At 65.0% G+C, this 24554-nt stretch carries 26 protein-coding genes; 6 read left to right on the top strand and 20 right to left on the bottom strand.

The features are described 5' to 3' along the window. Nucleotides 1-13: 13 nt before the first annotated feature. Nucleotides 14-1504: an HWE histidine kinase domain-containing protein gene (locus ACFDR6_RS18905; protein ID WP_317240691.1), complete on the top strand. Its 1491-nt coding sequence runs from the start codon at nucleotides 14-16 to the stop codon at nucleotides 1502-1504. A 78-nt stretch (nucleotides 1505-1582) separates the two neighbouring features. On the opposite strand, the gene ACFDR6_RS18900 is transcribed toward ACFDR6_RS18905, so the two are convergent. Next, a complete protein-coding gene (locus ACFDR6_RS18900; RefSeq protein WP_212080845.1) occupies nucleotides 1583-1825 on the bottom strand; it encodes a hypothetical protein in 243 nt (80 codons plus the stop codon). Between the two features lie 141 nt (nucleotides 1826-1966). Here ACFDR6_RS18900 and ACFDR6_RS18895 point away from each other — a divergent pair, with 141 nt between their 5' ends. Then, on the top strand, nucleotides 1967-2224 hold the full coding sequence (locus ACFDR6_RS18895; protein ID WP_212080844.1) for a hypothetical protein: 258 nt from the start codon (nucleotides 1967-1969) through the stop codon (nucleotides 2222-2224). 192 nt (nucleotides 2225-2416) lie between these two features. Here ACFDR6_RS18895 and ACFDR6_RS18890 read toward each other — a convergent pair whose 3' ends face one another. Then, nucleotides 2417-2617, bottom strand: coding sequence for a hypothetical protein (locus ACFDR6_RS18890; RefSeq protein ID WP_212080843.1), 201 nt, complete (start codon nucleotides 2615-2617; stop codon nucleotides 2417-2419). Nucleotides 2618-2632: 15 nt separating this feature from the next. Continuing rightward, entirely contained in the window at nucleotides 2633-2854 is a 222-nt protein-coding gene (locus tag ACFDR6_RS18885) for a hypothetical protein (protein WP_212080842.1), read from the bottom strand. Nucleotides 2855-3244: 390 nt separating this feature from the next. On the opposite strand from ACFDR6_RS18885, the gene ACFDR6_RS18880 reads away from it, so the two are divergent. Then, nucleotides 3245-3523: a DUF6496 domain-containing protein gene (locus ACFDR6_RS18880; protein WP_375859143.1), complete on the top strand. Its 279-nt coding sequence runs from the start codon at nucleotides 3245-3247 to the stop codon at nucleotides 3521-3523. A 12-nt stretch (nucleotides 3524-3535) separates the two neighbouring features. Here ACFDR6_RS18880 and ACFDR6_RS18875 read toward each other — a convergent pair whose 3' ends face one another. Both ACFDR6_RS18875 and ACFDR6_RS18870 read right to left on the bottom strand, forming a co-directional pair. Beyond that, nucleotides 3536-3898, bottom strand: coding sequence for a hypothetical protein (locus ACFDR6_RS18875; RefSeq protein WP_212081825.1), 363 nt, complete (start codon nucleotides 3896-3898; stop codon nucleotides 3536-3538). A 259-nt stretch (nucleotides 3899-4157) separates the two neighbouring features. Then, nucleotides 4158-5705, bottom strand: coding sequence for a Do family serine endopeptidase (locus ACFDR6_RS18870; RefSeq protein ID WP_317240695.1), 1548 nt, complete (start codon nucleotides 5703-5705; stop codon nucleotides 4158-4160). A gap of 210 nt (nucleotides 5706-5915) precedes the next feature. Here ACFDR6_RS18870 and ACFDR6_RS18865 point away from each other — a divergent pair, with 210 nt between their 5' ends. After that, nucleotides 5916-6752, top strand: coding sequence for a universal stress protein (locus ACFDR6_RS18865; protein WP_375859142.1), 837 nt, complete (start codon nucleotides 5916-5918; stop codon nucleotides 6750-6752). A gap of 15 nt (nucleotides 6753-6767) precedes the next feature. Here ACFDR6_RS18865 and ACFDR6_RS18860 read toward each other — a convergent pair whose 3' ends face one another. The 11 genes from ACFDR6_RS18860 to ACFDR6_RS18810 form a co-directional block, all read right to left on the bottom strand. Beyond that, nucleotides 6768-6980, bottom strand: coding sequence for a hypothetical protein (locus tag ACFDR6_RS18860; RefSeq protein WP_212080837.1), 213 nt, complete (start codon nucleotides 6978-6980; stop codon nucleotides 6768-6770). A gap of 188 nt (nucleotides 6981-7168) precedes the next feature. Beyond that, nucleotides 7169-9040 carry a putative bifunctional diguanylate cyclase/phosphodiesterase gene (locus ACFDR6_RS18855; protein ID WP_375859557.1) on the bottom strand — a complete coding sequence of 624 codons (1872 nt, stop codon included), beginning with the start codon at nucleotides 9038-9040 and terminating at the stop codon, nucleotides 7169-7171. 2 nt (nucleotides 9041-9042) lie between these two features. Further along, nucleotides 9043-10194 (bottom strand): FIST signal transduction protein, encoded by a 1152-nt coding sequence (locus tag ACFDR6_RS18850; protein WP_212080835.1) that lies wholly within the window; start codon nucleotides 10192-10194, stop codon nucleotides 9043-9045. A 208-nt stretch (nucleotides 10195-10402) separates the two neighbouring features. After that, entirely contained in the window at nucleotides 10403-11140 is a 738-nt protein-coding gene (gene rpe, locus ACFDR6_RS18845) for a ribulose-phosphate 3-epimerase (RefSeq protein ID WP_212080834.1), read from the bottom strand. After that, entirely contained in the window at nucleotides 11137-12069 is a 933-nt protein-coding gene (gene cbbX, locus ACFDR6_RS18840; protein ID WP_212080833.1) for a CbbX protein, read from the bottom strand. The genes rpe and cbbX overlap by 4 nt, the downstream gene beginning before the upstream one ends. Before the next feature lie 98 nt (nucleotides 12070-12167). Then, nucleotides 12168-12575, bottom strand: coding sequence for a ribulose bisphosphate carboxylase small subunit (locus ACFDR6_RS18835; protein ID WP_212080832.1), 408 nt, complete (start codon nucleotides 12573-12575; stop codon nucleotides 12168-12170). Between the two features lie 11 nt (nucleotides 12576-12586). Further along, nucleotides 12587-14047: a form I ribulose bisphosphate carboxylase large subunit gene (locus ACFDR6_RS18830; protein WP_212080831.1), complete on the bottom strand. Its 1461-nt coding sequence runs from the start codon at nucleotides 14045-14047 to the stop codon at nucleotides 12587-12589. Between the two features lie 38 nt (nucleotides 14048-14085). Further along, nucleotides 14086-15171, bottom strand: coding sequence for a class II fructose-bisphosphate aldolase (gene fba / locus ACFDR6_RS18825; protein ID WP_375859141.1), 1086 nt, complete (start codon nucleotides 15169-15171; stop codon nucleotides 14086-14088). Between the two features lie 12 nt (nucleotides 15172-15183). Beyond that, nucleotides 15184-17202 (bottom strand): transketolase, encoded by a 2019-nt coding sequence (tkt, locus tag ACFDR6_RS18820; protein WP_375859140.1) that lies wholly within the window; start codon nucleotides 17200-17202, stop codon nucleotides 15184-15186. 34 nt (nucleotides 17203-17236) lie between these two features. Next, a complete protein-coding gene (locus ACFDR6_RS18815; RefSeq protein WP_317240700.1) occupies nucleotides 17237-18112 on the bottom strand; it encodes a phosphoribulokinase in 876 nt (291 codons plus the stop codon). 12 nt (nucleotides 18113-18124) lie between these two features. Further along, nucleotides 18125-19162, bottom strand: coding sequence for a class 1 fructose-bisphosphatase (locus tag ACFDR6_RS18810; protein WP_317240701.1), 1038 nt, complete (start codon nucleotides 19160-19162; stop codon nucleotides 18125-18127). A 121-nt stretch (nucleotides 19163-19283) separates the two neighbouring features. Here ACFDR6_RS18810 and ACFDR6_RS18805 point away from each other — a divergent pair, with 121 nt between their 5' ends. Then, nucleotides 19284-20261, top strand: coding sequence for a LysR family transcriptional regulator (locus ACFDR6_RS18805; protein WP_212080826.1), 978 nt, complete (start codon nucleotides 19284-19286; stop codon nucleotides 20259-20261). A gap of 230 nt (nucleotides 20262-20491) precedes the next feature. Here ACFDR6_RS18805 and ACFDR6_RS18800 read toward each other — a convergent pair whose 3' ends face one another. After that, complete coding sequence (locus tag ACFDR6_RS18800; protein ID WP_375859139.1) at nucleotides 20492-21388, bottom strand: NAD-dependent epimerase/dehydratase family protein; 897 nt, start codon at nucleotides 21386-21388, stop codon at nucleotides 20492-20494. Further along, nucleotides 21385-21909: a dTDP-4-dehydrorhamnose 3,5-epimerase gene (gene rfbC / locus ACFDR6_RS18795; protein ID WP_375859138.1), complete on the bottom strand. Its 525-nt coding sequence runs from the start codon at nucleotides 21907-21909 to the stop codon at nucleotides 21385-21387. Before rfbC ends, ACFDR6_RS18800 begins: the two co-directional genes overlap by 4 nt. A 157-nt stretch (nucleotides 21910-22066) precedes the next feature. Here rfbC and ACFDR6_RS18790 point away from each other — a divergent pair, with 157 nt between their 5' ends. Beyond that, the gene (locus ACFDR6_RS18790) at nucleotides 22067-23299 is read left to right on the top strand and encodes a class I SAM-dependent methyltransferase (protein ID WP_375859137.1); all 1233 of its coding nucleotides are present in this window, start codon (nucleotides 22067-22069) and stop codon (nucleotides 23297-23299) included. Nucleotides 23300-23313: 14 nt separating this feature from the next. On the opposite strand, the gene ACFDR6_RS18785 is transcribed toward ACFDR6_RS18790, so the two are convergent. Together ACFDR6_RS18785 and ACFDR6_RS18780 are read right to left on the bottom strand one after the other, a co-directional pair. Continuing rightward, a complete protein-coding gene (locus ACFDR6_RS18785) occupies nucleotides 23314-23523 on the bottom strand; it encodes a hypothetical protein (protein WP_212080822.1) in 210 nt (69 codons plus the stop codon). A 138-nt stretch (nucleotides 23524-23661) separates the two neighbouring features. Then, nucleotides 23662-23997: a DUF4118 domain-containing protein gene (locus ACFDR6_RS18780; protein WP_375859136.1), complete on the bottom strand. Its 336-nt coding sequence runs from the start codon at nucleotides 23995-23997 to the stop codon at nucleotides 23662-23664. Between the last annotated feature and the right edge of the window lie 557 nt (nucleotides 23998-24554).

Here is a 24554-nt window from a genome sequence, read left to right as displayed (position 1 = left end):
GTTGGATCCGAGAATGGACCACGAAAAGGTCAACATCCTCCTCGTCGACGACCAGCCGGCAAAGCTGCTCGCCTATGAGGTGATCCTGAAGGATCTCGGCGAGAACCTCGTGATCGCCTCGTCCGGACGCGAGGCGCTGGAGCTGCTGCTCAAGACCGAGATCGCGGTGATCCTGGTCGATGTCTGCATGCCCGAGCTGGACGGCTTCGAGCTTGCCGCAATGATCCGCGAGCATCCGCGCTTCCAGAAGACCGCGATGATCTTCATCTCCGCCATCCAGGTCAGCGACATCGACCGGTTGCGCGGCTACGAGATGGGCGCGGTCGACTACGTGCCGGTACCGGTCGTGCCGGAGGTGCTGCGTGCCAAGATCAAGGTGTTTGCCGAACTCTACCGCAAGACCCGCGAGCTCGAACGGCTGAACCAGGAGCTCGAGGATCGCGTCCGCGCACGCACGGCGGAGCTGGAAAACTCCACCGCGAAGCTGCGCGAGAGCGAGCAGCGGCGCAGCATGGCTATCGCCGCCGGCAAGATGGGCTCCTGGGATTGGGACTGGATCAGCGGCGACTGGATGTGGGACGAGGGGCAGTATCGCATCTTCGGCGTCAGCCCCGAGAGCTTCGAGGTCAACCCGGCCAACGTCCAGGCGCTGTTGCATCCCGATGACGTCGATCAGTTGCGCAAGGCGATTGCCGAGTTCAACAAGGGCGCGCGGGCCTACGAGACCGAGTTCCGCATCATGCGGCCCGACGGAGAGGTGCGGTGGTGCGTTGGCACGGCGGCAGCAACGGTGGACGATAGCAGTCGCGTCGTGCGCGTGAGCGGCGTCACCGTGGACATCACCGAACGCAAGCGCGCCGAGGAGCGTCAGAATCTCTTGGCGCGGGAAGTCGATCATCGCGCCAAGAATGCGCTGGCTCTGGCGCAGTCGATCGTTCGCCTCACCCGTGCCGACGAGGTCAAGGCCTATGTCAGCGCCGTCGAGGGACGCATCAACGCGCTGGCGCGCGTGCACACCATCCTGTCGCTGTCGAGCTGGCAGGGTGCCGAGCTCTCCAGGCTGATCGACGAGGAGCTTGCGCCCTATTCGCTTGGCGGCCAGATCATGTTGGCGGGTCCGGAAGTCCAGTTGCTGCCGGCGACGGCCCAGACGCTGGCGCTCGCATTGCACGAGCTCTTCACCAACTCAGCCAAGTACGGCGCCCTCTCGACGAGGTCGGGACGGCTCACGATCGGCTGGCAGGTCGAAGATCAAGTGCTCACGCTGAACTGGGAGGAATCCGGCGGTCCGCTGGTCATGACTCCGAAATCTCGCGGCTTCGGCACCCGGAGCCTGCTCGCGAGCGTCGAGTCCCAGCTCGGCGGACAGGCGCGGTTCGATTGGCGAGCCGAGGGCCTGTTGTGCCGTCTGGAGGTGCCGCTGACACGCAAGACGGCGGCGACGGCTGTATCGGGTAAATTCGAGGAAGCCGGCTCTGCCGAATTGCAGCGCGCGTCCGGTTAGAGAGCATTTGCAGCGAAGTGGAGATCGTTTCGCGTTGAGAAGCGCGTCAAGACGAGAATCGAGAGCTTCCGTTTCGATTCAGCCGGAATGGGAGAAGCTCCGGCCGGACGCCGCGCTCGTCATACGTTGCACCATCTGCGGTTCGCGCGCGACCCGGCCTTCGAGCCAGGCTTCCGTTCGGGCGAGATCGCGGAGCGCCTTGGCATAGCGGCGGGCCGCGCTTCGCTCCGCGCCTCGCGGCAGCTTGCGCGCCTTGCGCAACATGTCCGCGGCGGCGTTGCGATAGGCCAGTGAGCGGTAAAGAAAGACTACCTTGCCCATATCGAATGTCCCGTTTTGATAGCGCCCATCCTCGCAAGGCCGGCATGAACGTCGGATGAAGCCGGTGATGACAATTCCTTCATTTATTTGGAACCAGCAACTATTGCCCGCGTTTGCATGCCAGATCGGGATGCTGTTCCCATGCGCGCAAAAAAGTCGTCGGACCTGATCTCCGCTGCCGGCCTCATCAAGCTGATGACGCATACGATGATGGGCGCGGCCCTCGGCCTCGCCTTCAGTCTCGCGCTGATCCTGTGCAATCCCGCCGTCGCCCGCCTGCTCGATCACGGTGGAAGCCAGGCCGCGATCGTTTTTGCCCTCACATTGGTGACGACGTTCGCGATCGGCGCGACCCTCACCGGCGTGGTGTTCATCATCACAGAGGACAAGCAATCTTGAAGCGAGGTGAAGCCGGGCAGATGCTTCGTCGGGAACTCCTGTAGCAAAGGCGATTGACTGCCTGCGTCAATTTAACTCAGGGAATTTCCGCATGCAGGCTCAGGCGCCCTCTCAAAAACCCGCGCCGGCGCGGGCTTTTTCGTCTCGATGATCGATCGGGAATCGCGGGTATCGGCGAGCGCCCGCATCAGCTCATTGCAGCCGGCGCTTGGAGCCGAGGCTCACGGAATTCATCTTCACGAGATGCTCGAGCTGCGCCCGCTTGCGTCCGATCAGAAGTTGGGCCGCTGCATCATCGAGACCCGCGCGCTGCAATTGCCGGATGGCAGAGCCCAGTTCGAGAATCTCGGCGCGCAACCTCAAGATCCGGTAAGTGTCCGGCTCTTCCTCCATGGCGCCCCCAAGCTTTCAGCGCCGTGTGCTCGCGCGCTTGGGATCGCCGACCGACTTCACGGAACGAAGCCGCATCCGGCCGCGGACGTCAGGCAGGACATCGCCGCCGCCGGCAGCCTTCCATTCGCCGACCAACAGATTGATCTTCAGCCGCAAATCCATCTGCGCCAAGGCTTGCTCGGTGCAATCGCGATCGCCGTTGATGCGATCGCGCACGGCGGCCTCGACGTCGGCCATTTCTAGCCTCAAGGCGCTGATTTTACGTCGAATTTCATTAATTCTATTGTCCATGACTTGTTAGAACAAAATAAGAACATATAGTCAAGTCACGATTTCAGGACGGAGAAGCCAGATGCAGGTTCAAGGCAAATACGACGCCAGGGTCTTCCTCACCGAGCAGATGACCCGGGCGCAGTCACTGAGGCTGAAACGGCTGAGCGAAGAGGCGTATCAGCCCGCACAATATGCGCGCGATCTGTCCTTCACCGAGGCGGCACGGCGTATCCAGGTACTGGATCGAGCTGGCAAATTCCTTCTAGGCTGCGGCCCGCGCCCGGAATGTCGCGCGCGCAGCTTTCGGAACCATGCCCCGGGTCGAACGGTTTTCTCGGCCAAGGGAGAACATGCATGGCACGCAAGGCAAAGAAACGTCGCTACTCGCGCAGCTCCGGCAGCGATGTCGAAAGCGAGATGCGCCGCTACAAGAAAGGCACGGCAAAAAGCGGTCGCAAAGGCCGTGGCGGACGCGTGAAGAGTCGCAAGCAGGCGATTGCGATCGGACTGTCGAAGGCGCGCAAGAAGGGCAAGAAGGTCCCGAAGAAGGCTACGAAGAAGAAAGCGTCCAAGAAGAGGACCACCAAGAAGACAACCAGGAAATCGTCGAAGCGCAAATCCAGCAAGCGTTGACGCTGACCTGGCTCAGATCATGCTGCCCGGCATGAAGCAGCGGATCGAGATCCCGAACGCGGTCTTCACCGGCCAAACCATGGTGCGGCCGGCGCGGTTCGGCTCGGTGATGACGGCTTCGTCCGGCACATCGATCCACTCCCCGTCGAGACGAACACGATAATGCCCGTCCCGCGACTCCCAGTCGGGATCGGCGACGGCAAAACCATCGGCGTCAGAGCAGCACGGACCGAGATGGCTGCGCAGGTTGTCGAACCACGGTTTGAGGGGTGAGTCCGCGTAGCGGCCGTCGTCACGACCGAGCGCGCTTCCAGCCCAGAGCACGAACGGCGCCGCGAGCAGCGCCCCCCTCAGCGAGAGCTTCAATCGATCCATGTCGGCACCGATCAAATGTGAACCACCGGCCAGTTCCACAAAGTGGCCCCGCGGTTCGAAGTTCCACGCTTGCAACCTCTCGCCAGCACCGTTGCTGACGAGCATTGGAACTGTGACGGTCGAACACGGCTTTTTCATATGAACCGGGTCACCATCCCTGCCGTTGACGAGAATGTTATCGGCGCCCGCCGAAGCCTGAAGGCTGACGGAAAAAGGCGGCCCGAGGGCCGCCTTTCGTATTCGAGCGATCGGTATCGTCTCAGGCGAGCGGCACCGCTACGAACCTCGTCGCCTCCGCGCTTTTGACCTGCAACAGCACGCTGCGCTTGCCGGACGATTTGGCCTGCGCCAGCTCCGACCTGACGTCGCCGACATTGGCGACGGCCTTGCCGCCGACGTTGAGGATGACGTCGCCGGTCTGGATGCCGCGCTGTGCCGCCGGTCCTTGCGGATCGACTTCGGTGACGACAACGCCCTTCTGGCCAGCGCCCTGGACGTCGCCGGCCGGAGCCAGGCCGAGCCCGAGGCGCGGTGTGCCGGTGTTCGGCTGCCCCTTGCCCTCGTCAGCGCCGCCGTTTCCTTTGGCCTGCCGCTCGTTCGGCAGCTCGCCGAGCGCGAGTGTCAGCGTCTTGGTCGCGCCCTTGTGGAAGACGTCGAGCTTCACCGAGCTGCCCGGGGCCAGGGTGGCGATGGTGCGGGCAAGGTCGCGGGAGTCCTTGATCGCGGTGCCGTTGACGGCGGTGATGACGTCACCTGCCTCGATGCCGGCCTTGGCCGCCGGGCTGCCGTCCTGCGGATTGTCGACGATGGCGCCGCGCCCCTCCTTCAGGCCGAGGCTGTCGGCGATCTCGGCGGTGACCGGCTGCACCTGCACCCCGAGCCAGCCGCGGGTCACCGCGCCCTTGTCCTTCAGCTGCGCGACGACGAGTTTCGCGGTCGAGGCCGGAATGTCGAAGCCGATGCCGACCGAGCCGCCGGAGGGCGAGAAGATCGCCGTGTTCACGCCGATCACGTTGCCATTCATGTCGAAGGCCGGGCCGCCGGAATTGCCCTTGTTGATGGGCGCGTCGATCTGGATGAAGTCGTCATAGGGACCATTGCCGATGTCGCGGCCGCTGGCCGAGACGATGCCGGCGGTCACAGTGCCGCCGAGGCCGAACGGATTGCCGACCGCGACCACCCAGTCGCCGACGCGCGGCTTCTGGTCGGCGAATGTGACGAACGGAAAGTCCTTCTTGCCATCGACCTTGATCAGCGCGAGATCGGTCTTGGGATCGGTGCCGACGACCTTCGCGGTATAGCTCGTGCCGTCGTCCATCGTCACCTGGACCGAGGTGGCCTGGTCGACGACGTGGTTGTTGGTCACGGCATAGCCGTCGGCGGAGATGAAGAAGCCGGAGCCTTCGCCCGTGACCATCTGATGGCGCTGGCGCGGCATGCCGTTCATGCCGCCTGGGCCACGGAAGCCGAACTGCCGCGAGAACTGATCGAACGGAGAATCCTCGTCCTGGTCCATCCGGTTCTGCTGCAGCATGGCGCTCTTGTCGTTGTCGCGGTCGATCTTGACCCTGACCGAGATGACGGCAGGCTTGACCTTGCTGACGAGGTCGCCGAAGCCCGGCGGCGTCGTGGCGGTTTCCGCCGCCTGTGCCGGCGCAATGAATGAGTTCAGCGCGAACGGCGAAGAGCCGGGAGAAGCCGCCAGCACGGCCACGCCGAGCGCGGCCACGGTGCCGAGCAACGCGAGCCGGCGCGGCCTCAAGATCTTGCGGGACGTCGTGGTGTCGGAATTGACGCGGTCGTTCATGTCGAAATGTCCATGTTGGAAGCTGTCGCCTTGCAGCCAACATGGACATCGGCACCTTACGGCGTCCCGTCCGTCCGATTAAATCTTGGCAAAGAACGTGGGAGCGTGCCGCCGCGGCAAAGTCGTCTTGCGCATTTGATGCAGCTCAACGCATGTGCTTCCGGCCGTGAAAAACTGCAGCCACCGGATGAAGTTCATCGGAGGCGCCCCATGTACAAAGACATTCTCGTTCACATTCCCACCGAACGTCCCATGCGTCCCGCGATCGAGGGCTCGATTTCGCTCGCGGCACGGTTCAACGCTCATCTCGACGCGGTCGCGGTCGGCTATGTCGCAACAAGTGCGGCATACGTGATGGAGGGCGGTGCGGCGGTGGCGGCCGTGTTCGAACTGGAACGCGAGCGCGCCGTAGAGCGGGCCGAGGCCGCGCTCGCGGTGTTCGGAATCGAAGCCGCGAACGCCGGCATCTCCTATACCTGCCGCGCGCTCGGCGCGATTCCGGCGGATGCTGCCGGCGCGCTCGGCGAGATGGCGCGGCTGCACGACCTCAGCGTCGTGCTCCAGCCCGATCCAGTGCAAGGCTCGTTCGACAACGACGTGCCGCGCGAAATCCTGTTCCAGGCTGGCGGCCCGGTGCTGTTGCTGCCCTACACCTTCCATGGAGCTTTCGAGGCGAAGCGGATCGGCATCTGCTGGGACGGCAGCCGCCTCGCTGCCCGCGCCGTACACGATGCAGCACCGTTCCTGGCGCGCGCCGATGAGATCGTGATCATCACCATCAACGAGGCCAGCGCGGTTCCCGACGAAGCTTCAGCGAACAGTCTGGCCATACATCTCGGCCGGCGCGGACTGTCGACCCGCACCGTCGGCCTGTCGGCGACGCGCGCCGACATTCAGCCGACCATCCTGTCGCTGGCGGCCGACGAGAGCCTAGATCTCCTGGTGATGGGCGGCTACGGCCATTCGCGATTGCAGGAGCGCGTTCTCGGCGGCGTCACCCGCGCCATGCTGGAAGCCATGACGGTCCCAACGCTGATGTCGCATTGAGCGTGTCTGGCGCCGTCACGCCGCGACCGGCGTCTCCCATGCCGCGGGCGTTGCGGCGCCCTCGTCATGTTGCCCATTGCACGCGTCGTAATGCGCCTTGAGTTCGACCTCGGCTAGATACTCGAAATGTTCGGCCTGGCCGAGGAGTTCCCAGTTCTGAAGCGGCCGGTAGGCCGCCTGCTGACGACAGAGGGACGCCAGCGCCCGGTAGCGACGTACGTTCTCCACGAGACCCTCCCTCGCATTCACAAGGCTTATTGCCCCAATTTGCGTCAGGCCGATGGCGATTGTGCAAAGATTTTCCGCGCCCACAACGCGCCTGATCTCGGCTCCATCATTAGGAAATATATGTCCGAGCCAAGGTTCCAAACGGGTGTCGACCAAGGCTCGGAATCCCCGTCGTCGGGGTCCGGGAGCTAGGCGTAGGCCCGGCGCTCCACGGTCACGCCGACCAGGTCGAGATAGCGCTCGATCAGGTCGGGCCGGCCGACCAGATAACCCTGCATCTCCTCGCAGGCCTCGCGCGCCAGGAAGGCACGCTGGGCTTCCGTCTCCACCCCTTCGGCAATGACCGGGATATTCAGGGCGTGCGCGAGGCTCAGGACCGCGCGCACAATCTCGGCCGATTGCGGCGTCGCCTCGAGGTTGGAGATGAAACCCCGGTCGATCTTGATCTTGTCGAACGGAAACGACTGCAGATAGGACAGCGAGGAGTAACCGGTGCCGAAATCGTCCATCGCGATGCGGATACCGAGCGCCTTCAGCCGCCGCAGCAGATTGAGCGCGCGGGTGAAATCGCCGATCAGCACACCCTCGGTGATCTCGACCTCGAGCCGCGTCGGGCTGAGCCCCGTCTCCAGCAGAATTTGGTGGATCGAACGTTCGAGATCGCCGGCCTGGAACTGGACCGGCGACAGATTGACGGCGACCTGCAGCGGCCGTGGCCATGACGCCGCCTCGCGGCACGCTTCGCGCAACACCCATTCGCCGATCTGGACGATCAGCCCGTTCTCCTCGGCAAGCGGAATGAACTGGTCCGGCGGCACGAAACCCCGCGTCGGGTGGTTCCAGCGCAACAGCGCCTCGAAGCCGAAGACTTCGCCCTCCATCCGCGCCTGCGGCTGGAAGTAGACGAGGAACTCGTTCTGCTCCAGCGCCCGTCGCAGATCGTGCTGCAACAGCCTGCGGTCGCGCAGCTCCTGGTCCATCTCGGATTCGAAGATTCGGACCCTGCCCCTGCCCTCGCGCTTGGCGCGATAGAGCGCGGAATCGGCATTGGCGAGCAGCGTGACGGCGTTCACGCCGTCGTCAGGATAAAACGCAATGCCGATGCTGAGGCCGACATGGGGGAGATAGTCGTCGACCTCGAGCTCCTTGCCGATCGTCTCGACCAGGCGTTCGGCAAGCGCCAGAACGTCCTCACGCCTGATTTCGTCGGGCATCAGGATCATGAACTCGTCGCCGCCGATACGAGCGACGAAGGCGCCGTCGGCTTCCGCGGCAAGCCGGTCCGCCGCCGTCCGCATCAGCATGTCGCCGACGGGATGGCCGAACACGTCGTTGACCTCCTTGAAGCGGTCGAGATCGAGGCTGAGCACGGCAAAACTGGTCGCCGCCTCCTGCGCCCGCTCCAGCCGCTCGCCGAGCGCGGCGTTGAAGGCGCTGCGGTTCGGCAGGTCCGTCAACGCGTCATGATGCGCGAGATGGCTGATCCGCGCCTCGTTCCTGATCCTCTCGGTGACGTCCTCGATCACGCCAACCAGATATTGCGGCGCGCCAGCACCATCCCTGATCAGCAGCTTGCGTGAATTGACCAGCCGATCGCGGCCCTTGACGCCGACTTCGAGCGGATGCCCCTCCAGGAACATCGGGGTACCGCTGTCGACGACGCGGCGATCCTGCTCGTTGACGACGCGGGCGATATTGTCCGGAAAGATCTGCTCAGGAGTCTTGCCCAGCATCTCCTCGCGCGGCATTCCGTAATACTCTTCGCCGGCGCGGTTGAGCAGGACGTAGCGGGAGTCCTTCGCATCCTTGACGAACACTGCGATCGGGATGTTCTCGATGATGCTGTCGAGGAACTCGCGCGCCCGCAGCAAATCCCGTTCGGCGCGCTTGTGCGTCTGTTCGAGCTCCTCGATCATCAGCTTGATCGCACGATCGGTGCGGCGGCGATCCCGATCGCTCTCTTCATAGGCGGCACTGACGAGCTCGCCGAGCCTGGTCAGGTCGACCTGCCCGGCTTCGTCGGTCGCTTGGCGCAGCTGTCGTGCCAACAGGCGATGCATGGTCAATCAGCCGCCTCTGCGATCATGGTGACGGTCATGGTCTGGTTGTGCAGTTCGCAGCGGCCGGACGCGGCCGGCGGCGCGATCTCGCCATAAGAATAGAAGCCGATGCGCGCGACGTCGTCACCGAGCTCGGCAGCGACGGCATCCAGTTCATCCTGGATGCGCTGCCCCATGACCCGGCGCCGTCCGACGCAGCTCACCAGGATCGCGAGCTTGTCGCCGGCGAGACCGGTTGCGAGCGCATTGCGTGCGCGCCGGCCCGCCTCACCCGCGCCGGCGGCGAGACTGTCGAAATTGGCCCGCATCAGCTGCGCCGTGCATCCCTCGGGAATGTCCGCGGCGAATGTCAGTGTGCCGGCCTCGCGATCGACCGCGAAGACCGAGCGGACGATCTGCCGATCCGGCTCGGCCTCGTCGTGAATGCGCAACGGGAAGGCAAGGCCCGAGCCGGGCATGGCTGCAACCTCCTCCTCGCCGAGATATCGCGTGTAGAGATCCAGCGGCGGCTCCCCGTCGAGCTGCATCACCACGGGTCCCTGCGACTTCGTCACCTTGCGTTGCGGCCCGAACACGTCCCATCCACCGGCGCATCCATGGGCGATGCGGATGGACGGGCCGTAGAAACCAATCGCAGCGACGCGATGGGACGACGGTTCAGCGTCGGCCCCGACCAGCGTCTGCTCGAATCGCGTGTCGTCGCCGGCAAGACCGCCGGTGACCGGCACGTCCGGCCCCAGAACATCGGTGATGCCGGCCACGAGCTCGCTGCCGTTCACGATCAAGCCGTCGGACAGAATGAAGACGCCCGCGAGATCGGGTGCCGCGATCTCGCGCGCGAGATTCGCGCCGCAGCTCCGCGAGTCTTCGCGAGACGCAGCGATCTCGCTTGCCACCCGCACCGGCGTCCGATCGAAGCGCAACGCAACGGCAACGACCTCGTCATCGCTGATGTCGTCACCATGAATCTGTCCGCTGGTGCTACCGCCGACGATGTGACTCCCGGGATGAAGGCCGCGCAGCTCGCGATAACGCTCACCGCTTGCGATGCCCTCACGGCTGCCGAAATAGAGCACGAGCTGGGGAGGCTCGCGCAGAGCATCCGCTCCGCGCCAGCCATGGGCCTCATTCCAGTGAAGATATTGAATGTGCATCCCACGCTCTCTGCAGCTCTTGAACCACAGATTGTGAAGCGGCGCATTGCGTCGCCGTTAATCGCGTGCCTACTTCGACACCGTTGGTTACCCCGTCATGAAAGCGTCGCCGACTCGTGCCGGATTCTCCGTAAGACTCCGGAAAAAAAGTCGGCTCTTCCAAGCGAGCGATACTTCGGCGCAATCGCTTGCTGAGGGCGCCCGTAATCTACCGGGTGCGCGCGCCTTCGCCGAGACGGATCGGTTGCACGGCATTATCTTGCCGCTTCGGAACCCAGCCCGTCTCGGCGGCGGTGCGAATGGCCTCGATATTCGCGGCATAGTCGGCGACGCCCTTGCCGCGGAACACCGCGGAACCGGCCACCAGCGTATCGGCGCCCGCCGCCGCCACCGCAGCGGCATTGTCGCGGGTGACACCGCCGTCAACCTCGAGCCGGATCGGCCTGTCGCCGATCATGGCTCGGATGCGCTTGATCTTCTCCAGTTGGGAGTGGAGAAAGGACTGGCCGCCGAAGCCGGGATTGACTGTCATCACCAGCACGAGGTCGAGACGATCGAGCACATATTCGATGGCGCTCTCCGGCGTCGCGGGACACAAGCTGACGCCGGCCTCCTTGCCGAGTCCACGGATCGCCTGGAGCGAGCGGTCGAGATGCGGCCCGGCCTCAGCATGCACGGTGATGATATCGGCCCCGGCCTTCGCAAACGCCTCGAGGTAGGCATCGGCCGGCGCGATCATGAGATGCACATCGAAGACCTTCTTCGTCATCGGCCGGATCGCCTTGATGACATCGGCACCAAAGCTGATGTTCGGCACGAAGTGCCCGTCCATGACGTCGCAATGGATCCAGTCGGCGCCGGCCGTGTCGATTGCCGCGATCTCCTCGCCGAGGCGGGCGAAATCCGCAGCGAGGATCGAGGGGGCGATCATGATCTCTCTGGTCATGGCTTTGCACTCCGCGCATCGGCGCCGCCGCTGAAGACGCGACTCGCCAGAACGTCCATGGGATCGATGGTTTCGAGGTCGGCGACATCGAGCATGCGGTCGAGATCCGACACCAGGCGGTCGGCCTGCCGCAGTCGGATACGGTCGACGGCGTTGCGGATCGAGCGCGCATTGGAGAAGAACGGCTGCGTCCGGCGCAGCGCAATGTATCTTTCGAAGGCCTCGCGCGCCGCCGCCGACAAACGATAGCCGCGCTCCTTCAGCATCAACTCGGCGATGACGAGCAACTCGGCTTCGGCATAGTCCGGAAAATCGATGTGATGGGCGATGCGCGAACGGAAGCCGGGGTTGGAGGCGAAGAAGCTCGTCATCCGCTCGCCATAGCCGGCGAGGATCACGACCAGGTCTTCGCGCTGATTCTCCATCACCTGGAGCAGGATCTCGATCGCCTCCTGTCCGTAGTCGCGCTCGTTGTCGGGGCGATGGAGATAATAGGCCTCGTCGATGAACAAGACGCCGCCCATCGCCTTCTTCAGGATCTCCTTCGTCTTCGGCGCGGTGTGGCCGATATATTGGCCGACGAGATCGTCGCGCGTGACCGAGATCACCTGCCCCCGCCGCACGAAGCCGAGACCGTGCAGGATCCTGGCCATGCGCAGCGCCACCGTGGTCTTGCCGGTGCCGGGGTTGCCGGTGAACGACATGTGCAGCGTCGGCGGCGCGGAGGCCAGGCCCGCACGCTGCCGGATGCGCTCGATCAGCAGCAGCGAGGCGATCTGGCGCACGCGGTTCTTCACCGGTTTCAATCCGATCAGCTCCTGCTCGAGCTGCTGCAGCGTGCCGGTGATTCCGGCCGCCTCGGCTTCCTTGCGGAGATCGAAATGAGTCTCGCTGGGCTCAGTCGTGGTTGAGTGGGGAACATCGAGCATCGCTACCCTCGAAGAAAAGAGCTTCGCCGCGGGGGAGCGGCGAAGCAGTGGTCCGCCAAGGATACGGAGCAGGGAGAGCTCCGCGCGGAGGAGAACGGTTATTGAGCGGCGTGGGCAGCCGGCTTTCGCATTGTGGTGTAACGGATCGCACGGCCGCCGACTTCCTGCCGCACCAGCTCGAACTCCGCCTCCTGCGGCGGCCGGTTGACGAGGAAGGAGATCCGCACCGATTCCCAGCCATGGCCGGAATCGAAGCCGCTGATGCGAATGTAGCGATCGCCGTAAACCCTGCGGCACTCCGCGAGCTCCATCATGACGCCGGCAGCGTCCTGAAGGTCGAACATCGGCAGGCCCCACATCTCCCAATAGGTGTTGCGGGGATGCGGATCGTCGGTGAACTCGATATTCACCGCCCAGCCCTGGGTCAGGCAATATTGCACCTGCTTGGTGATCTGATCGTCGGTGAGCTCGGGCAGGAACGAGAAGCAGCCTTGAGTCAGCTTCATGTCAAATCTCCTCAAACGGTTTCGAGTGCGGTCGGCACGAAGTCCGGCGTGTCGGTGGATTGATAATTGAAGGTCACGTCCTTCCAGACCTCGAGCGCCGCCTTCAGCGGCGTACAGGTCTCAGCCGCCCTGGCCAGGATCTCCGGGCCCTCGTGGACGTAATCCCGGCCCTCGTTGCGAGCGAGGATCATCGCTTCCAGCGCGACGCGGTTGGCGATCGCACCAGCCGCAATGCCCATGGGGTGGCCGATGGTGCCGCCGCCGAACTGCAGCACGACGTCTTCGCCCAGGAGGTCGAGCAGCTGGTGCATTTGGCCGGCATGGATGCCGCCCGAGGCGACCGGCATCATCTTGTTCAGGCTCGCCCAGGACTGGTCGAAGAACAGACCGTGCTCGAGCTTGGTCGGGTTGAAGTCCTCACGGCAGACGTCGTAATAGCCACGAGTGGTGTTGGGGTCGCCCTCCAGCTTGCCGACCACCGTGCCTGCGTGGATGTGGTCGACGCCGGCAAGCCGCATCCACTTCGCAATGACGCGGAACGACACGCCATGGCTCTTCTGCCGCGTATAGGTCGAGTGGCCCGCGCGATGCAGATGCAGGATCATGTCGTTGCGCCGCGCCCATTTGGCCATCGACTGGATCGCGGTGTAGCCGATCACGAGGTCGATCATGACGATGCACGACCCGAGCTCCTTGGCGAACTCCGCGCGCTCGTACATGTCCTCCATCGTGCCCGCGGTGACGTTCAGGTACGTGCCCTTCACCTCGCCGGAGGCGGCCTGCGCGCGGTTCACGGCTTCCATGCAGTACAGGAACCGATCGCGCCAGTGCATGAAGGGCTGCGAGTTGATGTTCTCGTCGTCCTTGGTGAAATCGAGCCCGCCCTTCAGCGCCTCGTAGACGACGCGGCCATAGTTGCGGCCCGAAAGCCCGAGCTTCGGCTTCACCGTCGCACCCAGCAGCGGCCGGCCGAACTTGTCCAGCCGCTCGCGCTCGACCACGATGCCGGTCGCCGGTCCCTGGAACGTCTTCACATAGGCGACCGGGAAACGCATGTCCTCGAGCCGCAGTGCCTTGAGCGGCTTGAAGCCGAACACGTTGCCGATGATCGAAGCCGAGAGGTTGGCGATGGAGCCCGGCTCGAACAGGTCGAGGTCGTAGGCGATGTAGGCGAAATACGAGCCCGGCGTGCCCGGCACCGGATCGACGCGATAGCATTTTGCGCGATATTTCTCCGCCGCAGTCAGGCGGTCGGTCCACACCACGGTCCAGGTCGCGGTCGAGGACTCGCCGGCGACGGCAGCCGACGCCTCGATCGGATCGACGCCTTCCTGCGGGGTGACGCGGAACAGCGCGATGACGTCGGTGTCCTTCGGCATGTACTCGGGCTCCCAATAGCCCATGCGCGCGTATTCCATCGTGCCTGATCGATAGCGCTCTTTGCCGCGGACGGTTCCTGCATGTGCATTCATGGCTCTCTCCTGCTCTTTTCTCTGCTCTTTCTGATTGACTAGGCCGCCACGGATTCGCGGGCGTCGATGCGCGGATCCAATTCGCCGTTGCGATAGCGTCGTGCCATCTCGGCCATGGGAACGACCTTGATCCTGCTTGCATGGCCCGCGGTTCCGAACTGCTCGAAACGTTCGCGGCAAAGCTCACGCATCGCGTCCATCGCGGGCTTGAGGAACTTGCGTGGGTCGAACTCGGAGCGCGTTTGCGCCGCGACCTTGCGGAACACTGCCGTCATCGCGAGGCGACAATCGGTGTCGATGTTGACCTTCCGCACGCCGCTCTTGATGCCGCGAACGATCTCCTCGACGGGCACGCCCCAGGTCTGGGGCATCTCGCCGCCGAACTGGTTGAACATGTCCTGGAGCGGCTGCGGTACCGATGAGGAACCATGCATCACCAGATGCGTGTTCGGCAGGCGGCGATGGATCTCCTCGACCACGCGCATCGCCAGGATGTCACCGTCGGGCTTCCGGCTGAACTTGTAGGCGCCGTGCGAGGTCCCCATCGCGATGGCAAGCGCATCGACCTTGGTGGCGCGGACGAAGTCGACCGCCTGGTCGGGATCAGTCAGGAGCTGGTCATGGCCGACCTTGCCCTCGACGCCATGCCCGTCTTCCTGTTCGCCGCCACCGTGTTCGAGGGAGCCGAGCACGCCGAGCTCGCCTTCGACGGATGCGCCGACCCAGTGCGCGAGATCGACGACGCGCCGGGTGATCGCGACGTTGTAGTCATAATCGGCCGCCGTCTTGGCATCGGCCTTGAGCGAGCCGTCCATCATGACGGAGGTAAAGCCGTGCGCGATCGCGGACGCGCAGGTCGCTTCGTCGTTGCCGTGATCCTGGTGCATGCAGAGCGGAATGTCCGGATAGGTCCGCTCCAGCGCGTCGATCATGTGCGAGAGCATGATGTCGCCGGCATAACTGCGCGCGCCGCGCGAGGCCTGCATGATCACGGGCGCATCGACCTCGGCGGCCGCCTGCATGATCGCGATGCCCTGCTCCATGTTGTTGATGTTGAATGCCGGCACCGCATAGCCATGGCTGGCGGCGTGATCGAGCAGTTGGCGAAGGGTGATACGGGCCACGAGGAGTCCTCCTTATTGTCTCTTGCGGGCGATCGCCCGGCGGGCTGCTTCCGCAATGCTCTGCTGCGTGATGCCGAATTCGCGGTACAGCACTGGCGCCGGCGCCGAGGCGCCGAAGCCGCGCATGCCGACGAATTCACCCTCAGCGCCGATCCACCGCGCCCAGTCGCCGGGCACGGCCGCCTCGACACCAACGCGCGGCGCGGTGCCGAGCACGGTGGCGCGGTAATCGTCCGGCTGTTCCTCGAAGAGGGCAAGGCAAGGCGCGGACACCACGGCCGCACGGATGTGCTCGGCCGCAAGCAGGCGAGCGGCTTCCAGTGCAATCGAGACTTCCGAGCCGGTTGCGATGAGCGTCACGTCACGGCCGCCGTCCGGCGAGACGACGAGATAGGCGCCACGCGCGACACGGTTCTTGCCGCGTGCATCGCTGCGGAAGGTCGGCAGCGCCTGACGCGACAGGCACAGCACGGACGGACGGTCTTCGGAATTGAGCGCGCAGTCCCAGGCTTCGAGCGTCTCCACCGCGTCGGCGGGGCGGAACACCAAAAGGTTCGGAATGACGCGCAGCGAAGCGAGATGCTCCACCGGCTGATGCGTCGGACCATCCTCGCCAAGGCCGATCGAATCGTGGGTCATCACATGGATGACGCGCAACCGCATCAGGGCCGCAAGACGGATCGCCGGCCGGCTGTAATCGGAGAAGGCCAGGAAGGTGCCGCCATAGGGGATGAAGCCGCCATGGAGCGCCAGGCCGTTCATCGCGGCAGCCATGCCGTGCTCGCGAATGCCGTAGTGGATGTAGTCGCCGGAGAACGCCCCGCGCGCGACGGGGACTTGCGCCTTGGCGTGCGTGAGATTCGAATGCGTCAGGTCCGCGGAGCCGCCGACGAGGCCCGCAATCGTTCCGGCGATGCCATCGAGCACCTGTTGCGAAGCCTGCCGGGTCGCGAGCTTTGGACGGTGGGATGCGAAGCGTTCGCGCAGCTTCGCGGCCGCCAGCGCATAGGCAGCCGGCAGGGCGACCGCCTTGCCTTCGACGAACATGTCGCGCTGCTCGGGGGTCGCGCCTTCGTAGCGATCGAGCCAGGCAAGCCGATCCACCTGCCCGCGCTGTCCGATCATCCGCCACGCCTTCAGGATCGGCATCGGCACCACGAAGGGCTGATAATCCCAACCGAGCGTACGGCGCGCCGCCGCGGCCTGCTCGGTCCCGAGGGGCGCACCATGGGCTTTCTCCGTGCCCTGTCGATCGGGCGCGCCGTAGCCGATGATGGTTCGGCAGGCGATCAGCGACGGTTTTGCGGCCTCCCGCTCTTCCGCGATCGCCTGCGCGATCGCTTCGGGATCGTGTCCATCGATGCTGCGCACCGACCAGCCGGAAGCGGCGAAGCGCGCGAGCTGGTCATCGGACGTTGCCAGCGAAGTCGGCCCGTCGATGGAGATCCCGTTGTCGTCGAACAGCACGATCAGACGACCGAGCTGCAGATGGCCTGCGAGCGAGATCGCTTCCTGGCTGAGGCCCTCCATCAGGCAGCCATCGCCCGCGATGACATAGGTGAAGTGATCGACGAGGCCGTCGCCATGTCGCGCATTGGCCATCCGCTCCGCAAGCGCCATGCCGACGGCCGTGGCAATCCCCTGCCCGAGCGGACCGGTCGTGGTCTCCACGCCCGGCGTATGGCCGTATTCCGGATGCCCCGGCGTCTTAGAGCCCCATTGCCGGAAGGCCTTGATGTCGTCGAGGCTGACGTCGCCGCCGGTCAGATGCAGCAGCGCATAGAGCAGCATCGAGCCATGGCCCGCCGACAGCACGAACCGATCGCGGTCCGGCCAGTTCGGGTGCGCCGAGTCGAATTTCAGGAAACGCGAGAACAGCACGGTCGCGACATCGGCCATCCCCATCGGCAGGCCGGGATGGCCCGACTGCGAGGTCTCGATGGCATCGACCGCGAGGAAGCGGACGGCGTTGGCGAGATCATTATGCGCGACCGCGTTGAGGTCGGCTTCGGCATGAACCGAGATGTTCATCGGATCCTCCCATTGGTGTCGTTGTTGCAGATCATCACTTCATGCTCCGCTTGCGCTCGATGAGCTGCATGATCAGCGGCGTCAGGATCAGCTGCATCGCGAGATCGAGTTTCGCGCCGGGGCAGACGATCGAATTCGCGCGCGACATCCAGCTTTGCGGCAGCATCGAGAGCAGATAGGGGAAATCGATGCCGCGCGGGTTCTTGAAGCGGATCACCACCATCGATTCGTCCGGCGTCGGGATCCAGCGCGCGACGAACGGATTGGAGGTGTCCACCGTCGGCACGCGCTGGAAATTGATGTCGGTCTCGGTGAATTGCGGGCAGATGTAGTGGATGTAGTCGGGCATCCGCCGCAGGATGGTGTCGGTGACCGCCTCGGTCGAATAGCCGCGCGCGCTGCGATCGCGGTGCAGCTTCTGGATCCATTCCAGATTGATGACAGGAACGACGCCGATCTTCAGGTCGGCATAGCGCGCGACATTGACCTTGTCGGTGACGACGGCGCCGTGCAGGCCTTCGTAGAACAGCAGGTCGGAGTTCTCCGGCAGCTTCTCCCAATCGGTGAAGGTTCCGGGCGCCGCGCCATGCAATGCGGCTTCCTCGGCATCATGCACGTAGTGCCGCGTGGTCGCCGTGCCGGTCTCGCCATAATCGCGGAAGGCGCGCTCCAGTTCCTCGAACAGATTGGTCTCGGGGCTGAAATGGCTGAAAAGCTTGTTGCCGCGATCGGCCTCCTTCGCCATCTGCGCGCGCATCTCGGCGCGGTCGTAGCGATGGAAGGCGTCACCTTCGATGTACGCGGCGTTGACCTTCTCGCGGAAAAATATCTGCTCGAACGTCTTCTTCACCGAGGTGGTGCCGGCGCCGGAGGAGCCGGTGATGGAGATGATCGGATGCTTCCTGGACATGGGACGCCTCGCTCAGAGCCGGAAGAATCCGCGCCGCGCGAACAGCGGCGCGGAGACGCTGGCGACCAGCAGCGGATCGCAATGCAGCTCCTCGACGCGGCGCACCTCGTTGCTCGAGCCCATGATCAGCGGCACGCGCTGATGCAGGCTCTGCGCCGAAAGGTCGAGGATGCGCTCGCGTCCCGTGGTGGCGGAGCCGCCGGCCTGCTCGATGATCATGGCCATCGGGTGCGCCTCGTAAGTCAGGCGCAGGCGGCCGTCGCCGTAACCGGGGCGCGCGTCCGCGGGATAGAGGAAGACGCCACCGCGGGTGAGGATGCGGTAGGCCTCGGCGACCAGCGAGCCGACCCAGCGCATGTTGAAATCGTGGTTGGCGGGCCCTTCGACGCCGGCGAGGCACTCGTCGACGAAGGCGCGCACCGGCGAATCCCAGTGCCGGCGGTTCGACGCGTTGATCGCGAACTCCTCGCTGGCCTCGGCGATCTGCACGCCGGCGCGCGCGAGGCGGAAGCAGCCCGCCTTGCGGTCGAGCGTGAAGATATCGACGCCCTCGCCGAGCGTCAGCACCAGCGAGGTCTGCGGGCCGTAGGTGACGAAGCCCGCCGCAAGCTGCGCCGAGCCGCGCTGATGGAAGGCGAGCGCGAGGTCGTCCGGGGCGGGCAGGATCGAGAAGATCGTGCCGACCGTCATGTTGATGTCGATGTTGGAAGAGCCGTCGAGCGGATCGACCGCGATGCAGATCTTTGCCCCGGGATCGCCGATCTGGGCCTCGCGCATCTCTTCCGAGGCGAGCGCCGCGACCGGCACCTTGCCGAGGCAGCGGCGCAGGATCGCATCGGCCTGGACGTCGAGGTCGCGCTGGAGGTCGCCGTCGCTGTTGCGCCCCGTCGTCAGGCCGGAGGCGTCCGCGAGATCTCCGGTGGCGATGAGGTCGGCGATCTCGATGGCTGCCGCCGCAATGGCATCGACGACGGCGGCCACTGCGAGCGCGTGAGGAGCGGTCTCTGAATACCGTTGAAGGTGGTCGTCCAGCCTGAGTTGCCCGGTCATCTGCGTCCATCCCCTTTGCCGGCGCCGCAGCCTTTTCCTCCCCTCTGGAGGCAGGTCGCGATCGGTCTCGGCATTCAGGAGATTGACAGGGGCATCTTAATAAGGAAAATTTCTATTCATAATGAGCCTCAAAGAATTTTCTTATAATGGTCCCAGCCATGCGGCGACCCAGCTCCGGCATCTGACGATCCGGCAGTTGCGCTCGCTTGCGGCGCTCTCGGCCAAAGGCAGCGTGACGGCGGCGTCCGGCCATCTCGGGCTGACCCAGCCGGCCGTGACCCAGCAGCTCCGCCAGCTCCAGGACCTCGCCGGCCTGCCGCTGGTGCAGCGGACCGGCGACGGCATGCTGCTGACGGAGGCGGGCAAGGAGGTGCTGACGCTGGCCGAGCGGGTCGAGGCTGCGATCATGGACTGCCAGGGCGCGCTCGACCTGCTGGCGGGGCGGACCGGCGGCAGCGTGCATCTCGGCGCGGTCTCGACCGCGAAATATTTCGTGCCGCATGCGATCGCAGCGTTCTCCAAGCGCTACCCCAAGATCGAGATCAAGCTGACCATCGGCAACCGCGAGGAGATTCGCGAGGCCATGCACGGCTACGACCTCGATTTCGCGGTGATGGGTCGGCCACCGGCCGACGTCACGGTCGACGTCCGCCAGCTCGGGCGCAATCCGCACATCATCGTCGCGCGCAAGGGGCACTGGCTGGCGAAGGATTCCGGCCTCAACCTGACCGATCTCGTGCACGAGACCTTCCTCACCCGCGAGCCCGGCTCCGGGACGCGAACGCTGATGGAGGGCATGTTCCAGAGGTCCGATCTCGAGCCGATCATCGGCATGGAGATGAGCAGCAACGAGACCATCAAGCAGGCCGTCATCGCCGGGCTCGGCATCGCCTTCATCTCGGCCCACACGGTGGCGCATGAGCTCACCGAGGGCCGGCTCGTCGTGCTCGACGTCGCGGGCCTGCCGATCGTGCGGCAATGGTACGTGATCCGCCGCAGCGACAAGGTGCTGCTGCCGCCGGCGCAGGCAATGTTCGATTTTCTGGGCTCGGAGGGGTCGAACTATCTGCCCGAGCTGCCCGAACTCGGCGGACGATGATCCGCCGGCGCTCAGCTCATCAGCTTCATGGCGATGGTCGCCGCCAGAATCAGAATGATCTGGAGCAGACGCTCGGTCGTGAAGATGCGGTTGAACGTGGTCATCGCTTGCCCCGGCCGGCGTGAAGGAGATTTCGATCGGCCCGTTGCTAGCACAGGCGGGCCGCGAGACAACTCCGTAATTGCCACGGGGCCTGCCCGCCGCCGGCGCTCTGCGAGGGCACCGCAACGTCATTCCCGCCCCGACAGACGATCCATCCACCACGCAAGGCCGCGTGCGGCGCCCTCCTCGAATCCCTCGAGCGGCAGGCCCGCGGTCACCTCACGGAGGCGGCGGACGTCAGCGGCAAGGATCGGCTCGGCGTCGACCCCCGTGGCGGCGACCGCGCCGAACCTGATCAGATGGCGTGCTTTCAGCAGAGCTGCGACATGCTCGATCACACTGCGCAGGCTGCGCACTTCGCCGCTGGCGAGATTGACGAAACCGGTGAGGTCGCTGTCGAGCACGGCGGCAATCATCTGCGCGAGGTCATCGACATAGACGAAGTCGCGCAGCTGCCCGCCATGTGAACAGCCGAAGTTCTGTCCCGCGCGCAGGCTCCGGATCAGCGAGGGGATGAGGCGCGCCGCCGGCTCGTGCGGGCCGAACGGCACGAACACGCGGCCCCAGGCGGCCCCCGCCGCGACATAGGCTTCAGCCGTAGCGAGCTTGGCTTGTCCGTACAGCGTGGTGGGACGGCATGGGCTGGCGCGTTCCTCACACGGGCCGCTCTGCGGTCCGTATTCGAGGCAGCTTCCGATGCCGAGGATGCGGCAGGCGCCGCCGGCCCTCGCACGCGCGAGCAGGTCGATGCTGGCCTCCGCCCAGAGCCGGTTGACGGGATCCTCGCGATAGCGGCCCGGCCGGGCTTCCCAGGCGAGATGAACCAGGTGGGTCGGGCGGGCTGCGGAGAGCACGTGCCTGCGGCCGGCTTCGGTGAGGAGATCGGCCGCGTGCCACGTCACGCCTGACGTCGCCGATCGAGCCGAGCGCGCGATGCCATGGACCTCGAAGCCGCGAGCAATGAGCGCCGGCAACAGCGCACGGCCGAGGAAGCCGGAGGCGCCCGTGACCAGGACCCGTTTCATGCGAGATAAGGCAGCGCGCGGTCGCGCGCGGACAGGATCGGATCGGGCAGCGGCCAGGCAATCGCGAGCGAGGGATCATCCCAGCGAATGCCGGAAGCGCCTTGCGCGTCATAGGGCACGTCGATGCAATACATCAGCTCGGTGCCACCCTCGAGCGTCTGGAAGCCGTGCGCGCATCCGGCGGGAATGAACACGGCATTGTGCCTGTTGGCGGCGAGCTCGACCGAGCACCATTGTCCATAGGTCGGCAGCGACCGGCGCAAATCGACGATCACGTCGAAGGCGCGGCCGGCAACGCAGCGCACCAGCTTGGCCTCCGGCCGGCTGGCCTGGTGGTGCAGGCCCCGCAGGGTACCGGCGCGTTCGTTGCGGGACAGGCTGAGTTGCGCAAAATGCGTCGGCAGTCCGTGCGCTGCGAACGCCTCGGCGTCGAACAGCCGGGCGAAGAATCCGCGCGCGTCGATCTCTGGCTCGATCCCGATCTCGACGACGCCTGGCAGAGCCAAGGGAGTGAATTTCATCTCAGGCCCCCGCGATCAACGCGCACACCCGCCGTTGCGAACATCCGTTCACCAAGCGCCTTTTGGGTTGCATGATGCGCAGCGTTGTCGGAATTTCCGTGGCTTGTGAGAATTCACTAACAGCCGCGGCACGACGGCACAACCGGACGATCCATTCATGGACAGGCATCGATGCCGCTTTTGCGCACGGGAGCTCGACGAGACCTTCGTCGATCTCGGCCTGTCGCCTCTGGCGAATTCCTATCTGCCGCCGGAGCGGGCGGGCGCGATCGAGCCGGCCTATCCGCTGCATGCCCGGGCGTGCGGAGCCTGCGGGCTGGTCCAGCTTCCGCAATTCGAGCCTGCGGCGAACATCTTCGGCCAGTATCTCTACTACTCGTCCTATTCCGAGAGCTGGCTCCGGCATGCGGAGAGTTATGCCGCCGGGATGATCGCCCGCGCGCGGCTCGATGCCGCATCCGAGGTGATCGAGATCGCGAGCAATGATGGATATCTGCTGCAGTATTTTCAGCGCGCCGGCATCCGCGCGCTCGGCATCGAGCCGGCCGGCGGCCCGGCGGCGGCTGCCATCGCCAAGGGCATCCCGACCCGGACGAGCTATTTCGGCCGCGACGCCGCCACAGGGCTGCTCGCCGAAGGCCACCGCCCCGCGCTGATCGTCGCCAACAACGTGCTGCCGCACGTTCCCGATATCAACGATTTCGTCGCGGGCCTGCGCATTCTCCTGCCCGAGACCGGGCGCGCCACGCTGGAGCTTCCGCATCTGCTGCACCTGATCGAGCAGATTCAGTTCGACACGATCTATCACGAGCATCTGTCGTACTTCTCGCTCGCGACGCTCGAGACGGTCTTTCGCGCACATGCCTTGCGCGTCTTCGACGTCGAGGAATTGCCGACGCATGGCGGCTCGCTGCGCCTGCACGTCAGCGCCGAAGCCGCGGCTCATGTCCCCACGCCGGCGCTCGAGCGATTGCGTCGGCGCGAGGCCGTCGCAGGGCTCGATCGGCCCGCGACTTACGGTGATTTTCAGGCGAAGGTGGCGGCGAAGCGCGAGACGATCCGCGATTTTCTCGTCGCGGCGCATCGCGCCGGCAAGACGGTGCTGGCCTATGGCGCGCCCGCGAAGGGCAACACACTGCTCAATTATTGCGGCATCACGCGCGAGCTGATGGCCTTCACCGTGGACCGGAATCCGCACAAGCAGGGCCTGCTGCTTCCGGGAACGCATCTGCCGATCCGCGATCCCGCCGCCCTGATCGCTTGCAGACCCGATTACGTCTTCATCCTGCCCTGGAATCTGAAGGACGAGATCATTGCCCAGTTGGCGGAGGTTCGCGCCTGGGGCGGACAATTCGTGGTGCCCGCGCCCGACCTCACGATCATACCGTGAGCGATGGTTAACGATCAGGCTGCGAGCGGAGCCGCGTAGTCGGCACGCAACGCGAAATAGGCTTCCAGCTCCGACAGCGCCCGCGCCTCCCAGTCCCTCGCCTGCTCCAGCAGCGACCAGCTCTGACCCGGGCGGAATGCAGCCGTTTGGCGATAGAGCGATGCGATTCCGCGATAGCGGCGCACGTTCTCCAGGATGGCGTGACCGTTGATCTGGCCGTTCATGTCCGAAAACTCCCTCGTCATTCCCGCGGGAGAAACTGCGGCCAAATCTTTTTCGAAAAGTTAGCGGCGCGTGGCAAGCATGCGGATGGTTGCCGGACTGTTGCGCGCACGCAACGCGCGGGGCCGTGCGAGGGAGATCTATTGCGGATTCGTTGCCGCGCTCTCGCCCGGACGTTTCAGCTCGCCGCGGCCGACGATCCTCATGGTCTCGCGGCAGAGATCGGCAAGGCCGATCAGCAGCACGGCGAGCAGGCAGAACAGATTGATGGAATCGGTATTCGCGCTGGAGAGCGCGTTGAACTCGAAGAAGGGCGGAATGAACGCCCACCACACCAGTGGAATGGTAAACAGCGCGGCAAACCCCGCCGCCGGCGTACCGGCAACGATGCCGAGCACGAAGAGACCGGGCAGGAACGCTGCGAAATAAAGTTTTGAGCCGAGCGCAACGCAGATGCCCTGAAGCACAGCCGACACTGCGACAACGACGCATCCGAGCCAAAACGCCTGCCACGACCATGGCCGTACCCGCGGTACGCCAAACAGCCCCGCACGCCTCATCAGCGTCCCCCTGCCGCCCGTTGACCGGGCCCCTTGAGACGAAAGTACTACACCCGCAAGCAAATCGCGAGATGGAAATTGCACCCGGGCGGGATTGGTAAACGACGCGTATCGTCCAATGCGAGAGCCCCGGACGCCGACTGGGATGCGCGTGTCCCGGACAAGCTGCCGCGCCTCTTGGCGTCGCGGCGCAGAGCACCGCACCGCACCGCACGATGCTTCGCATCGCCGGGGGCGCTGGGCTGCGTCCGGGGCACGAGAGCGGAGTGGGGACCCGCGCTCTGCACGTCATTGCGAGGAGCCCTTGCGACGAAGCAATCCAGACAGCCTCCGCGGATGGATTTCTGGATTGCTTCGCTGCGCTCGCAATGACGGAGTGTGACGCAACGGCATCGCGCTTCCCGCACCATCTCGCTTGCAGACACGCCTTCGCGTCCTCGCGGCTGAATTCGCCCGAGCTTTGCTTCATGTCT

The organism is Bradyrhizobium tunisiense (genome assembly GCF_042263385.1).
GTDB classification, from domain to species: Bacteria; Pseudomonadota; Alphaproteobacteria; order Rhizobiales; family Xanthobacteraceae; genus Bradyrhizobium; species Bradyrhizobium tunisiense.
This window is presented reverse-complemented; position numbering and strand designations above follow the sequence as displayed.